Source organism: Desulfitobacterium sp. LBE (assembly GCF_007830365.1).
Lineage (GTDB): Bacteria > Bacillota > Desulfitobacteriia > Desulfitobacteriales > Desulfitobacteriaceae > Desulfitobacterium > Desulfitobacterium hafniense.
In genome coordinates, this window is the sequence record NZ_VLKD01000001.1 from 2,144,920 (window position 1) to 2,159,062 (window position 14,143).

A 14,143-nucleotide genomic window follows, 5' to 3' on the forward strand; every position below is an offset into this window, starting at 1 on the left:
AGACGCTCAGTAGAGATTTTCTTGCGCAAGAGAGTCCAATGGGGGTCTTTTTCTGTTTAGTCGTAATAAGGAGAGGATAAGAGATGGATTTCTTCGGTAAAAATGTATTTAATGACGCCGTGATGCGTGAGAGATTACCCAAAAATACGTATAAGGCACTCCACAAAACCATTGATGAAGGCCTTCCTCTGCAATTAGAAGTGGCCGAAGTCGTGGCTAACGCTATGAAGGATTGGGCAATTGAAAACGGGGCAACCCATTATACTCACTGGTTCCAGCCCATGACCGGTTTTACCGCGGAAAAACACGACTCATTTATTTCCCCCACCAGTGACGGCAAAGTAATTATGGAGTTTTCCGGTAAAGAGCTGATTAAGGGTGAGCCTGATGCTTCTTCCTTTCCCAACGGCGGAATCCGTTCCACCTTTGAAGCCAGAGGGTATACTGCCTGGGATTGCACTTCACCGGCCTTTTTACGAGAAGATGCAGGCAAAGTTATCCTCTGCATTCCTACCGCCTTCTGTTCTTACACCGGGGAGGCCTTAGATAAAAAAACCCCCCTCCTCCGTTCCATGGAAACCATTTCCAAACAAGCCCTGCGTATCCTGCGCTTATTCGGCAACACCACAGCCAAACGGGTTACTCCTACAGTCGGTGCCGAACAAGAATACTTTCTCATTGAAAAAAAATACCATCAAAAACGTTTGGACCTCATGCTTACAGGCCGTACCCTATTTGGTGTTCTACCTCCCAAAGGTCAGGAAATGGAAGACCATTATTTTGGCATCATCAATGAGCGGGTTACTGCTTTTATGCAGGAAGTCAATATCGAGCTCTGGAAGCTGGGTGTCCTGGCCAAAACCCAACATAAAGAAGCAGCTCCCGGCCAATATGAGATTGCTCCTATATTCACCAGTACGAATATTGCTACAGACCATAATCAAATTGTCATGGATACCTTGCACAAAGTGGCTAACCGCCATGGCCTGGCCTGCCTTCTTCATGAAAAACCCTTTGCCGGTGTCAACGGTTCAGGCAAACACAACAACTGGTCTTTAAGCACCGATGAAGGAGTTAATCTGCTGGAGCCCGGTAAGACACCCCATGAAAACGCACAGTTTCTGACCTTCATTTGTGCCGTCATCAAAGCAGTGGATGAATATGCCGACCTTTTGCGGGCATCTGCAGCCAACTCTGGCAATGATCATCGTCTGGGAGCCAATGAAGCCCCCCCCGCCATTATCTCCATTTTCCTTGGTGATGAATTATCCGACATTATCGAGCAGCTTAAAAACGGCAAACCCAACTCATCCAAACAGGGCGGCGAATTGACCATTGGTGTATCAACCCTGCCGTCCCTGCCCAAGGATTCCACAGACCGCAACCGGACCTCTCCCTTTGCCTTTACCGGCAATAAATTTGAATTCCGTATGGTTCCCTCTTCCCTTTCCATTGCCGGTCCTAATGTAGTGATCAACACTATCGTCGCTGAAGTGCTCTCGCAAATGGCTGACCGCCTGGAAAAAGCTGAGGATTTCCATGGCGAGCTGCAAGCTATCCTTCAAGAAATCGCCATTCATCATTCCCGTGTCGTCTTCGACGGCAATGGTTACTCTGAAGAGTGGGTTAAGGAGGCCGCAAGACGGGGTCTCCCCAATCTCTCTTCCACAGTGGAAGCCATTTCCGCACTGATCAGTGAAAAAACCATTGAACTCTTTAAGCATCATGGCGTCTTCAGTGCCACCGAACTCCACTCCCGTTATGAAATTTATTTGGAACAATACTCCAAAACCATCAATATTGAAGCCCTGACCATGGTGGATGTCGCCAAGCGCCAAATTCTCCCCGCCGTCATGCGTTATTCCACAGAACTGGCTCATTCTATCAATACCATCCGCACAGCGGACCCGGAAGCGGAGGTACTGGCGCAAAGGTCTTTACTCAACGAAATATCCCCTTTGCTCAAGGAACTCAGTTTTAAAACCAAAGCTCTTCAAGATGCAACCTGTGCAGCAAAACAGCTTCACGGAGACGCCTATAAGCAAGGCATCTATTACCGGGACGTGGTCTTTAAAGCCATGAATGAACTGCGCCAGACAGCTGACCAACTGGAAGTACTTGTGGACTATGACATGTGGCCCTTGCCTTCCTACACTAAAATGCTGTTTAGACTATAGCAAATCTCACCTTACCCTTTGTTTAGCCGGTTAGTCACCGGCTTTTTTCTTTTTGAGATGTTTTCTAGGAGGATTCACATGTTAATGCTATAATAGTGGCGAATTGTAATCATTCACCTTGGTCAAAATCAGAGTTGGAAAGGGTGACGGCTATGGAATCCCTGGAATTTATCGTACGCATCGACTTTATTGATCGCCCGGGTCTTGGTTATGATATATTTCTGCGTTTTGAAGATCATAACGCTGATAAAATCGTCATGGAAGTCACCCATGGGCACCACATGATGATTAAATTCCGTTGCTCTCATCAGGAAAAATTGGCTACTCTCATTCAGGACCTTCTCACCGTTCAAGGTGTCGTATCCGTGAAGCTGGCCGATTACATGCCTTATGAGAAGCGCGAGCAGGAATTAAAAACGATTCTCGATTTAGTAAGCGAAGGCATTATCGCGGTTAATACCAACCATGAAGTAACTCATATTAATGAGGTTGCGGCACGGATCTTTCATACCACTCCGGAGAAAGCTCTAAACCAGGACGCCGAACTTTTGTTTGAAGCAAATGCTCCGATTTTCGAAACCCTGAAAACAGGAATCCCTTATAGCCTAAAAGAACGCAAAATCCGCAGAAATCAGAAATTAATTCATTTCTTGACCAGTGGCGTCCCCATCTTCAACAAAAAAGGACAAATCATTGGCGGAGTCATGACCATCAAGGATTTTCGTCAAGTGGAAGAGCTCCTTTCCAAAGTCGAACGCAAGCCCCAATCCATATCTTTTGACACTATCATCTATGAGAGCCGGCGGATGAGAGAGCTCATTGAGACTGCTAAAACAGTAGCACGGGGGACTTCAACCATATTGCTGCGGGGGGAAAGCGGCACAGGAAAGGAACTGTTCGCCAGAGCTATTCATGCCGAAAGCCCGCGTTCCCAACAAGCCTTCATACCTATTAATTGTGCGGCTTTACCGGATACCTTATTGGAGAGCGAACTCTTTGGTTACGAGGAAGGCTCCTTTACCGGAGCAACTAAAGGGGGCAAAAAAGGGCTTTTCGAGCAGGCCCACGGGGGCACCCTTTTCCTCGATGAGATCGGGGAAATCACGCCTCAGGTTCAGGTGCGCTTGCTTAGAGTATTGCAGGAAGGAACGATTCGCCGTGTCGGAGGTTCAAAAGAAATTCCTGTGGATGTACGAATCATTGCCGCCACTCACCGCAACCTCGAGGAATTAATTGATAAAGGACAATTCAGAGAAGACCTTTACTATCGTCTCAATGTGATTCCCCTGCATATTCCCTCACTGCGGGAGAGACCTGAAGATATCCCTTTGATCGCCCAAGTCTTAACCCGAAAGATTGCCAGAAAGCTTGGCAAATCCGAAGTGCACCTCACCAAGGAAAGCACGGATTTGCTCATGGCTCAGAAGTGGCCCGGCAATGTTCGTCAACTGGAGAATCTCCTGGAGAGAATTATTAATTTAAATTCGAACTCAGAGATCAGTCCCGATTCCTTCTATGAGTGGGGGGATCTGGCTCCGGCGCTTCCTGTGTCTGAATCGGAAAACATAGCTCATCAACTTATCATTCCTTTTGCGGAACCCTGGCCTCCTCTTAAAGACATCGTTGCTCAAGTGGAACGTCAAGTTTTACTTAAGGTGCTGGCGGAACATCCTTCTTCGCGTAAGGCGGGTAAAATACTGGGCGTTTCCAATACAACAATTTTAAACAAAATGAATTCCTATGGACTTGGCAAGATGGATGAACCCGAGGGATAATTTAAAGGAATAAGCAGAATGTGCAAAATTTTTTCACCATGTGATAAGAAAAGTTGTCAACTTTTCTTATCACATTTTATTTTAGATACGTATGTCGTTATTCTCTTGCAACGATTCGACAGTTACCCTACAAAATACAAGAAAATATCCTAAAATATTTAATAGTTTTGCAATTATTTTTGGCATGGGATTTGCATTATCATAAAGCACGTACTATTCAATTACATTATCGGGAGGAGAAATTTTATGAGCAACCAAGAAAACGGTATGCACCGCGGTCTAAAAAACCGGCATATCCAAATGATCGCTCTAGGAGGAGCGATTGGCACAGGTCTTTTTTACGGTTCTGCTGCAACGATTGAGCTGGCCGGTCCCGCAATCACATTTTCCTATCTTATTGGTGGATTAGTTATCTTTTTCATCATGAGAATGTTAGGGGAAATGGCCGTCGATGAACCTGTTTCCGGCTCCTTCAGTCACTTTGCCTATAAGTATTGGGGGGAATTTCCCGGATTTCTTTCTGGTTGGAATTATTGGTTCAATTATATCGTCGTAAGCATGGCTGAATTGACTGCCGTCGGGATCTATATCAATTTCTGGTTCCCCGACATCCCTCACTGGCTAACTGCTCTGGTCTGCCTCGTCCTCGTTACTCTGCTTAACCTTATTAGTGTCGGCACCTTTGGTGAATTTGAATTCTGGTTTGCGATTGTTAAAGTTGTGGCAATTATCGGCATGATTGTCTTCGGATTATTTCTTATCTTCTCTGGAATCAACGGTGAAGCTACAGGATTTGATAACCTTTGGATTCACGGCGGATTTATTCCCAATGGCATGATTGGTATTTTGTTCTCTTTGGTACCGGTCATGTTCAGCTTTGGCGGAATTGAGCTCATCGGTATCACGGCCGGTGAAGCTGACAACCCCAAAAAATCCATTCCTAAAGCCATCAACCAGGTTATGTGGAGAATTCTTATTTTCTATGTGGGAGCCTTATCTGTCCTGATGGTTCTTTATCCCTGGAATCAGGTGGGTGCTGACGGAAGTCCCTTCGTTATGATCTTCTCTAAAATTGGAATTCCTGCGGCTGCAACCCTCCTCAATATCGTTGTTCTAACCGCTGCCCTTTCCGTGTACAACAGCGGTGTCTACAGCAATGGACGTATGCTGTACAGTCTGGCTATGCAAGGCAATGCTCCGAAGCTTTTTGCCAAATTAAACAAACGGGGGATTCCTGTCGCCGGAGTGCTGGTCTCTTCCGGAATTACCTTAGTCGGTGTTATTCTCAACTTCCTGCTGCCCGGCAAAATCTTTACGTATCTCATGGCTGTGGCGATCATTGCCGCAGTTATTACCTGGACTACGATTATTATCGTAAACCTTAAATTCCGCAAGGCAAAAATCGCTCAGGGTGAAGGCGATGCTCTTCACTTTAAGACCCCCCTACACCCTTACACAAACTACTTTTGCGCCGCTTTCCTTGTGATGATTGTCATCCTTATGGCCTTTACTGAAAGCATGAAAATGGCTGTATTGGTTCTTCCCATCTGGTTGCTTATCCTCTGGATTAGCTTCAAAATCAAAAAATCAAGAGAAAGTAAATAAAAGCCTTAACATTGGCATGAATCTTGCATAAAGATTAAGACAGAACTTGTTCCAACTACTATGCCAAATACCGACCGCTCATCATTTCGATAACCGGGGTATGAATAAAATTAAATGGAGGTATTTGTTATGGCAATCAAGTATGTACCCGAACCCTTCCGAATTAAGGTGGTAGAGCCCTTGCGGATGCTTACCCAAGAAGAAAGAGAAGAGAAAATCGCCAAGGCTAATTACAACCTTTTCAACTTAAAAGGAGAGGATTGCTACATCGATTTGCTGACTGACTCCGGAACCAATGCCATGAGCCAGGAGCAGTGGGCTGGTGTAATGAGAGGCGACGAGGCCTATGCAGGAGCTTCCAGCTACTTTAAACTCATGGAAGCAGGCAAGGATATTTTTGGCTTTGGCTATATCCAACCTGTTCACCAAGGTCGTGCAGCAGAGAAAGTTGTCTTCCCTTTACTGCTCAGCGAAGGTAAATTTGCAATTTCCAACATGTTTTTTGATACCACTCGCGCCCATGTCATCTTGTCTGGCGCCAGACCCATTGACTGCGTGGTAGAAGAAGCCAAAGATCCATCCAAACGCGCTCCCTTTAAAGGGAATATGGACGTTGCCAAGATGGAAGAAGTCATCAAAGAGAAGGGCCCGGAAAACATTGGTTTGGTTGTCATGACCATCACCAACAACTCTGCCGGCGGACAACCCGTCTCCATGAAAAATCTTCGTGAAGTTTCTGCTTTAGCTAAAAAATATGGTATTCCTATGTGCATTGACGCAGCCCGCTATGCGGAAAATGCTCACTTCATCAAACGTGATGAGCCAGAATACAAGGACGTATCCATTAAAGATATTGTTCGTGAAATGTTCAGCTATGGCGAGCTCTTCACTATGTCAGCTAAGAAGGACACTATCGTCAATATGGGCGGCCTCCTTGGTGTTAAAGATGCCGATTCACCGCTGGTCTTAAAAATCAAAGCTAATTGCATCAGTTATGAAGGCTTCTTCACTTATGGCGGTCTTTCCGGTCGTGATATGGAAGCCTTGGCTATCGGTCTCTACGAGGGAATCGATGAAAACTATCTCCGTTACCGAATTGGTCAAATGGAATACCTGGCAGCCCGCTTAGATGATGCCGGTATTGCCTATCAGTCCCCTGTCGGCGGCCATGGCGTATTTGTTGATGCTGCTGCCATGTTCCCCCATATTCCTTACAATGAGTTCCCTGGTCAGGTTCTTTGCGTGGAGCTTTATAAAGAAGCCGGCATTCGGACTTGTGATATCGGTTCTTATATGCTGGGCAACGACCCGGATACCGGCGAACAGCTAAAGGCCGACTTTGAATTCAGCCGCCTTGCCATACCACGCCGGGTCTACACCCAGGCCCATCTTGACATTATGGCTGATGCCTTGATCGCAATTAAAGAACGGGCTCACACTATTAAACGCGGATATAAAATCACTTGGGAACCCCCCATTCTGCGTCACTTCCAGGCATCACTGGCACCCATCGAGTAATATTACTGAGCGGAAGCCCGGAACCCCATTGTCGATAGGGCTCCGGGCTTCCCTCCTTTTCATTGACAAACAATGATGCAAAAACATTCAGGCTGTTTTGAGGCATCCACCTGCGGTTAGTGTTATAATAAACTCACTATCTGCATAATCCCCTTAAATTTATTTAATTTGCTCCAAGAGCATTTAAACAGGAGGTTAATTTATGTCTATCAATGTTTTACACACCGATAAGGCTCCTGCCGCTATCGGCCCCTATTCCCAAGGAATCAAAGCGGGAAATTTGGTGTTCACTTCAGGTCAATTACCCCTTAATCCCCTCACCGGTGAATTAGAAACCGATATACGTCAAGCGACCCGGCAATCCCTGGAAAATGTAAAGAACATCTTAGAGAGTGCCGGGACCTCCCTGGGTAAAGTGGTTAAAGTGGTGGTTTTCCTGAGAGATATGAACGATTTTGCCGCCATGAATGAAATCTACGGAACCTTCTTTACAACCAATCCGCCTGCCCGTTCAGCAGTACAAGTAGCCCGGCTCCCCAAGGATGCCATCATTGAGATTGAAGCTATTGCTTTAGCCGACTAACATAGGAAACAGCAGCCACGACTTTTTTAGTCGCGGCTGTTGTTTATTAATGCAGCATACTTTCTGTTTTTTTATGCTTGCCGATAAATCTTGGCAAAAGACACATACTATAACAACTTAACAAAAGAGGTGTTTTGCATGATTAACGAATTGATGCTGCGCTTAATGAACCCTTTAACAGATGGTATGCTAAAGACCATGCTTACCGAGTCTTATCCAAATAACCCCATGGTCATGACTACAACCTTTGAAAAACTGACTTTGCGGGCTGTGATCGAAGCGGGGATTCGGGCAGAGACAGGAAAAGCACTGACAAGACCCATGGGCAGCCCCCTGCGTTTATCCCCTTGGGAGCAGTTGTTGCTGAACCCAAGACAGCTTTTTGAGCTCCCTACCCCGGACGATACGACCATTGACACTAAGGTGGTCATCGGGCCCCAAGCTCAAAAGCCCCTCAAGCTGGATACTCCTATTCTCATCACCGGCATGTCCTATGGAGGTTCTCTGAATCTGCCCATGAAAATCGCTCTGGCCAAAGGGGCCTCAACAGCCGGAACAGCCACCAACACCGGGGAATCGGCAGTATCTGAGGAAGAGCGGGAGGCCGCCGATTTCCTGATCGGTCAGTATAATCGCGGCGGCTGGCTGAATTCTCCCGAGCAGCTGGGGCTGGTGGATGCCATTGAAGTTCAGCTGGGACAAGGCGCCTGGGGCGGTGCTGTCTCTTCTTCCGTAAAGGAAGAGGATATGGATGAACACCTCCGGGTGCTCTGGCAAATCGATGAAGGAGGCAGCACCGGAAAAAGCTCACGCTTACCTGAAGTCAATTCACCGGAAGACCTCGTTAAACTCATCAAAAAGCTGAAAAAAGAGTATTCTGTTCCGGTAGGAATCAAAATCGCCGCCACCCACTTTATGGAAAGGGAATTGGAAGTCATCGCCAAAACCGAGGCCGATTTTATTTGTATCGATGGTCAAGAAGGCGGAACCGCAGCTTCTTCCCCCACTTTGGAAGATGATATGGGCTTACCTACCCTCTTTGGCTTAGGAAGAACGATCAATTGGCTGAAAGGGCAGAACCTAAGGGAACAATTCACAGTCATCGCAGCCGGAGGTTTCCGTACTCCGGGCGAAATCCTCAAAGCCCTGGCTCTAGGCGCCGATGCCGTCTACATAGGGTCCATCGCCATTATGGCTGCACTCCAAAGTCAAATCACCAAAGCTCTTCCCCAGCATCCTGCTCATCAGTTGGCACTGTATAACGGCTCCCTTGCCGAGGAGTTTGATATTGAAGAAGGAAGCCGGTGCCTTGCGAACTTCCTCCTCTCTTGTCAGGAAGAGCTGAAAATGGCCTTGCAGGCCATGGGTAAAAAAGCTATTCAAGAGCTGGGCCGGGAGGACCTGGTTTGCCTGGATCCTGAGCTGGCCAGAAACCTTCAGATCGGCTATGCAGGCACTCCGGCAGTAAATTACTGGGGTTCCCCCCTGGCAGCCAGATAACACGGGAGTTTTTTCATTGCTGTTTTAGACAGAAAAAAGGAGGGGCAATCCCCCTCCTTAACTAGTTTCTTCGACAGTGTATCCAATTCATTCATTTTCAAGCACTGCCCTGTAAATTCTCTATCTAAGCCGTCTTATTCGTTGCCTTCTGCAGGTGCTTTAGTGACCACCACTTCACCTTTGGTGGAAGCAAGGACTTCACTTTGCTGACCTTCCTCGGCAACGGTCACGACTTCCAAGTTGTACTTATAGGTCCCGGCTTCGCTGAAGGTTACTTTGAACTGGCTTGCAGCATTCAGGAAAGGGAACCCGGTTTCAGGACCATAAAAGGCGCTGTTCTCTGCACCCAAAGGAAGTGCTTGATAGGTTCCGTCATTTTCAAGATATTGAAGAACCATGTTCTCTTTATTCCCTTGGGTTAAAGTGATCTTGACCCGAACTTTGGTGGTAGCCGCTGCCGGCTCAGCGACAAAGCTGTTGGGAGCGGTGGTCACCGCAAAATCGACCGTTTCCCCTACAGTTAAGTCTTTAGCTAATCCGGAAACGATAGCAGGTGCGGCAAGAAGTTTTGCATCCCCGGTTAACTCGGTATTTTGAACGGTAAATTTACGTCCATCCTGGTATTGAATGGTGATGATAGCTTTGGTAGGAACATCTTCAATAGTTCCGTTGAAATCACCATAGGTCCAGTAACCATCGTTTTCAAAAGAGCCATCGATATTGAAGGGAGAAGAAAGCTGTTGGCCGGTTAATTCAAAAAGCTTGGCATTTTTAGCACGGGTTGCTGTATTGGTTGCCAGGACTGTTTCTTTTATTTGCTCTTCTTCGCCATCTTCATCTTTAATCGTTTCTACTTTAACCAGGCTCACTTCAATGCTCTGCAAATCCACAGGAAGTTTATCCACTAAAGAGAACCCAACATTATAGCCATTAACTCCAGACGCTTGCATTACACCAAAGTCTTCAGCTTTGACATGATTGAGGGCTTCTTGGTTAAGATCTTCGGGATTACCGGCAAGCTTTGTATTAACGACTTCATAGACACGACCATCCAAATAGGTCACTTTGATAACTGCTTTGGTAGGAATATCGAGAACACTTCCGTTCCACTTACCGTAAGACCAGTAACCGTCAGCAGAAAAGTTTCCGTCAATATTGAAAGGAGAGGAAAGCTGGGTTGCGGTGGGGTAAGAATTAAAGAGCTTATTCATACTGGTGTTTTTGGCAAGAACGGTTTCCCCTCTGTAAAGGGTCACTTCAACACTTGCCAAATCCCGCGCGCTTCCATCAACGATTTGAAGTCCTACATTGTAACCGTTAACACCGGATGCCTGCATGACAGCGAAATCTTGGGGACGCACATGGTTAAAGGTAAGAGCTTTGTCTGTAACAGCAGTAGTTCCGCCTACAGCCACAATGCTCTTTTCCCCCAATTTAGGAAGCAAGAGATCTTCTGCTTTTTTGCTGAGCTCTTTTTGAGCCAAAACGATAGGAGAATTGGTTTTGGCAGCAAGAGCCGACACAACTAAGGCGTCCACGAGATGCTCATCATAACCATTGCCCACATAAACCTTGCTGTACTCCAGATCGGTGAAGGTTTTTAATACTTCTAAGTTAGTATCAAAACGGTCATCGCCGAAAATACGCATCTTGCTTTCACCATCGGTTCCGGGCAATTCTTCATATACTTCTTCGCTGATCAGTATTTCTCCACCTAGTACATAGGTTGCTTTCACTTGATCCTTGATTTCATCAAGGTATGCCGCCTCGATTTCAGGCAATCCATCCTGATCGGCCAGGAGGATGGGTATATTCTTCGCAGCGGCGATAGATGCTACAGAAAGCGCATCGGCATATTTATATGCCGTGGTTACCATGATTCCCTCGACATCGTCAAGGTGGCTGGCAATATTTTTAGCCGTCTCGAAGCGATCTTTACCGCCTAATTCTTCTTTAATGACGATTTCTAAATTATTCTCTTTAAAAATCTTTTCTAAAGCATCTTTTTTAATGGCACCGCTTACGGTGTAAATTTCTTCTACTTTTAGAGTTTTAAGTGCTTCAATGGTTGCTTCCGGAATATCCGCACCATTGGTCAGAAGAATCGGTGCATCAATAGAATTAGCGAAAGGTGCTGCAGTCAAAGCATCCACCAAATTTTCCTGTTTGCCGGAAGCAAGAATCGCTGCTTTAGAGGTTTCCCAACCTTCTGTGGCAACTTTCGCTGCAGTTTCAAAACGATTTTCACCGTGCAGACGATTCAATGATACTTTACTTTCAGCAGGTACTTGGGTGTCAGCCAATACGGCTGCTGGCAAAGCTGTGCCAAGAACCATAGCTGCAACTATAACACTGGATACGACACGAGCTCTTGTCTTCTTCATTCGAATATCTGCCCCCTATAATATAATACTATTTCCCGCGTCGGCAACTGCATTATTTAGCAGCATCTTGCATATATTATTACACATAAAATATATACATTATCTTGCCTTTTGCAATCACTGAACGCAATATCAATGTTATATCAATAATCCACATAAGTCACTAGTATATTATTGGGAATCAATAATATATACTTTTCCGACATATTTATATATCATATATACACATTATAATATACAGTACGATATACAATATAATATACCTCATACTATCGATTCGATAAGCTCGGCGTCAGCATAAACCTCTGTTTAAAGAACTAAAATAGTACAACTTGATCAGTAACTTATATAAGTCAAATGGAATATTTTGGATTATAATAATGTGTAAGTGTGTATTGGGTAATGACTCGTTTATCCATATAGGAGGGAATGAAATGCATCTTTTCTCGCCGGCTAAGCCTCAAGTCAATTTTTTAGATACTCCTCAGGCTAATTCTCGGTCCTTTCAATATAATATAAATAACCTTCCCCCAAGCCCCCTCTCATCTTCTTCACCATCTTCCACTCCTCCACAAACCCTCGAACGGCCATCTGCACAACCCCCAGCAAATTCTATTTTGCAAAGCAATTTAAACCCCGTGCAGGCCAACTTGGCAAATTCGCAACCGGTTGCGAATTCTACCAGCACTCCGAATTTAACACCGAAACCTGCCGCACCAGCCCCGGTTGATGTTAACTCGGAACTCAAATCTCTTCTGCAAAAGCAAGGTGTTAATTTTCTGCAGAGCTTTGGCCCCGCTTTCGCCCGGGAATTTGGGGCACCCTTAGCACGAAATATCGCTCCCCAGCTTGCTGATCGTTTGGGTCCTCCCCTTGCTGAAAAAGTTGCTCTGCCCTTAATACAAAAAGTAGGCTTCCCTTTGGCCAAAAGGGTAGGCCTACCTTTAGCTAAAAAACTAGGTGGACTGGTTCTGAAACGAATTGGTCTTTAAACTCTTTTCCAAATCAATGCGGCTCCGATCATGATTAAAACCAGGGGCCACATTTTACTTATGCTTTCCCATACCGGGAACCACTGGTTGACTAGCAGAAAGATGCCAAGAATAATCAAAATTAGCCCAGCTGTCCTGCCGCTCTGAGAGTACCTCTTATTCGAACTATAGGATGATCCGGAATAGGATGTGGAGTTGGCAAAGGAATCTATTCCGAAATCCCGGGCAGTATTCTTGACATTTTGGACAACTTCATCCACTATATCTTCTACATGTCCCCTTTGCCCTCCGGACGCAATAGGGCCCTCACTCTGATCGCCGGGGACAACAAATAAGGCGGCAATATAAAGAAAGATGCCGGCTCCACCCATCAATAAGGTGATAAGAGCAACTAAACGAACCAGGGTGACATCTACATCAAAATACTCGGCCAGTCCACCACATACTCCACCGATCATTTTTTCCCTTGAAGAACGATACAAACGATTGGTCATAATTAAATTCCCCCTGCACCATCTCCAAAATTCGCCAAATAATTGTTTAATAAAGATAGCATCCGCTACGATTTGCCTCTAATATCCCCTGCTTCACTTCATATATAATTTATACAAGGCATGGGTACCGCTGTTTTCCTCTCCTTCGGCAGCCAGTTGTTCATAAAGTGATTTTGCCAGCTCAAGGCCGGGGGTCATCAACCCCATCTCTTTAGCCGACTCTAAAGCAATGTTCATATCCTTGATAAAATGCTTCACATAAAAACCTGGTTCGAAGTTTCCGGCTATCATCCTTGGTCCAAGGTTGCTCAGGGACCAGCTGCCTGCCGCCCCTCCCGCGATGCTGTCGAGGACCCGGCTGGGATCCAAACCGGCCTTTTGGGCGTAAGCTATAGCTTCACAAACCCCAATCATTCCCCCCGCAACGGTGATTTGGTTGGCCATTTTCGTATACTGTCCTGCACCGGCCGGTCCCTGCAGGATTATATTTTTACCCATCGCTTCAAAGATCGGCTTGACCTTGTCAAATACCCCTTCTTCTCCCCCTACCATGATGACCAAAGTACCGTTTTAGGCTCCCACATCCCCGCCGGATACGGGTGCATCCAAAACATCAATTCCACCGGCTTTCCCTGCTAAGGCAATCCTTTGGGCCAAAAGGGGGCTGGAAGTTGTCATATCAATAAGAACAGATCCGGGCTTGGCATTAGGTATCAGCCCCTCTTCACTTAAGTAGACTTCTTCCACATCCTTGGGATAGCCCACCATAGTGATCACCACATCGGACAGCCTGGCAAGCCCGGCTACCGAATCCACCCACTGCACCCCTAAGGCAAAAAGCTCTTCAGCACTGCTTTTCGTCCGGTTGTAAACCGCTACAGAATACCCATCCTTCAGGAGATTCTTGACCATACTGCGGCCCATAACTCCAGTACCTACAAAACCGATTTTAAGATTACTTTTGCTCATTGTTGCTACTTCTCTCCTTCTGCAAAATCTACATTTGCTTTCCTAAGCCCATTACTTCTTAACACTTCTATAATATTATAACAGCTTATCCTCCTCAGAGAAAATTAAAAGGAGCATCGCACCACCTTTAAGACTCTGCAATGCTC

At 45.9% G+C, this 14,143-nt stretch carries 9 protein-coding genes and 1 pseudogene; 7 read left to right on the forward strand and 3 right to left on the reverse strand.

Annotation, left to right across the window (positions count from 1 at the left end; all coding sequences use genetic code 11):
* Window positions 1-83 precede the first annotated feature (83 nt).
* The 6 genes from DESLBE_RS10200 to DESLBE_RS10225 all read left to right on the forward strand — a co-directional run bounded on the left by DESLBE_RS10200 (window position 84) and on the right by DESLBE_RS10225 (window position 9,158).
* On the forward strand, window positions 84-2,177 hold the full coding sequence (locus tag DESLBE_RS10200) for a glutamine synthetase III (RefSeq protein ID WP_144676597.1): 2,094 nt from the start codon (window positions 84-86) through the stop codon (window positions 2,175-2,177).
* A gap of 152 nt (window positions 2,178-2,329) precedes the next feature.
* Entirely contained in the window at window positions 2,330-3,952 is a 1,623-nt protein-coding gene (locus DESLBE_RS10205) for a sigma 54-interacting transcriptional regulator (RefSeq protein ID WP_144676599.1), read from the forward strand.
* A gap of 246 nt (window positions 3,953-4,198) precedes the next feature.
* On the forward strand, window positions 4,199-5,557 hold the full coding sequence (locus tag DESLBE_RS10210; RefSeq protein ID WP_018213786.1) for an amino acid permease: 1,359 nt from the start codon (window positions 4,199-4,201) through the stop codon (window positions 5,555-5,557).
* 129 nt (window positions 5,558-5,686) lie between these two features.
* Window positions 5,687-7,075, forward strand: a complete 1,389-nt coding sequence (locus DESLBE_RS10215; protein ID WP_015943364.1) for a tryptophanase — start codon at window positions 5,687-5,689, stop codon at window positions 7,073-7,075.
* 202 nt (window positions 7,076-7,277) lie between these two features.
* The gene (locus DESLBE_RS10220) at window positions 7,278-7,658 is read left to right on the forward strand and encodes a RidA family protein (RefSeq protein WP_144676601.1); all 381 of its coding nucleotides are present in this window, start codon (window positions 7,278-7,280) and stop codon (window positions 7,656-7,658) included.
* 138 nt (window positions 7,659-7,796) lie between these two features.
* A complete protein-coding gene (locus DESLBE_RS10225; protein WP_144676603.1) occupies window positions 7,797-9,158 on the forward strand; it encodes an FMN-binding glutamate synthase family protein in 1,362 nt (453 codons plus the stop codon).
* A 134-nt stretch (window positions 9,159-9,292) separates the two neighbouring features.
* On the opposite strand, the gene DESLBE_RS10230 is transcribed toward DESLBE_RS10225, so the two are convergent.
* Window positions 9,293-11,542 carry a cell wall-binding repeat-containing protein gene (locus DESLBE_RS10230; protein WP_144676605.1) on the reverse strand — a complete coding sequence of 750 codons (2,250 nt, stop codon included), beginning with the start codon at window positions 11,540-11,542 and terminating at the stop codon, window positions 9,293-9,295.
* Window positions 11,543-12,192: 650 nt separating this feature from the next.
* Between DESLBE_RS10230 and DESLBE_RS27005 the strand changes: the two genes are divergently transcribed.
* Window positions 12,193-12,534, forward strand: coding sequence for a hypothetical protein (locus DESLBE_RS27005; RefSeq protein ID WP_242659942.1), 342 nt, complete (start codon window positions 12,193-12,195; stop codon window positions 12,532-12,534).
* Here the strand turns inward: DESLBE_RS27005 and DESLBE_RS10240 are convergent.
* Window positions 12,531-13,028, reverse strand: a complete 498-nt coding sequence (locus DESLBE_RS10240) for a PspC domain-containing protein (protein ID WP_144676609.1) — start codon at window positions 13,026-13,028, stop codon at window positions 12,531-12,533. The two genes, DESLBE_RS27005 and DESLBE_RS10240, sit on opposite strands and share 4 nt — an antisense overlap.
* Before the next feature lie 93 nt (window positions 13,029-13,121).
* Window positions 13,122-14,003: pseudogene (locus DESLBE_RS10245) on the reverse strand (NAD(P)-dependent oxidoreductase); the annotation flags it as partial.
* Window positions 14,004-14,143: the final 140 nt, after the last annotated feature.

Excerpts from the sequence above, each read along its gene's own strand:
- DESLBE_RS10225 (WP_144676603.1), top strand. The coding sequence starts at position 7,797 with ATGATTAACGAATTGATGCTGCGCTTAATGAACCCTTTAACAGATGGT.
- DESLBE_RS10230 (WP_144676605.1), bottom strand. The coding sequence starts at position 11,542 with ATGAAGAAGACAAGAGCTCGTGTCGTATCCAGTGTTATAGTTGCAGCT.
- DESLBE_RS10240 (WP_144676609.1), bottom strand. The coding sequence starts at position 13,028 with ATGACCAATCGTTTGTATCGTTCTTCAAGGGAAAAAATGATCGGTGGA.
- DESLBE_RS10210 (WP_018213786.1), top strand. The coding sequence starts at position 4,199 with ATGAGCAACCAAGAAAACGGTATGCACCGCGGTCTAAAAAACCGGCAT.
- DESLBE_RS10200 (WP_144676597.1), top strand. The coding sequence starts at position 84 with ATGGATTTCTTCGGTAAAAATGTATTTAATGACGCCGTGATGCGTGAG.
- DESLBE_RS10220 (WP_144676601.1), top strand. The coding sequence starts at position 7,278 with ATGTCTATCAATGTTTTACACACCGATAAGGCTCCTGCCGCTATCGGC.
- DESLBE_RS10205 (WP_144676599.1), top strand. The coding sequence starts at position 2,330 with ATGGAATCCCTGGAATTTATCGTACGCATCGACTTTATTGATCGCCCG.
- DESLBE_RS10215 (WP_015943364.1), top strand. The coding sequence starts at position 5,687 with ATGGCAATCAAGTATGTACCCGAACCCTTCCGAATTAAGGTGGTAGAG.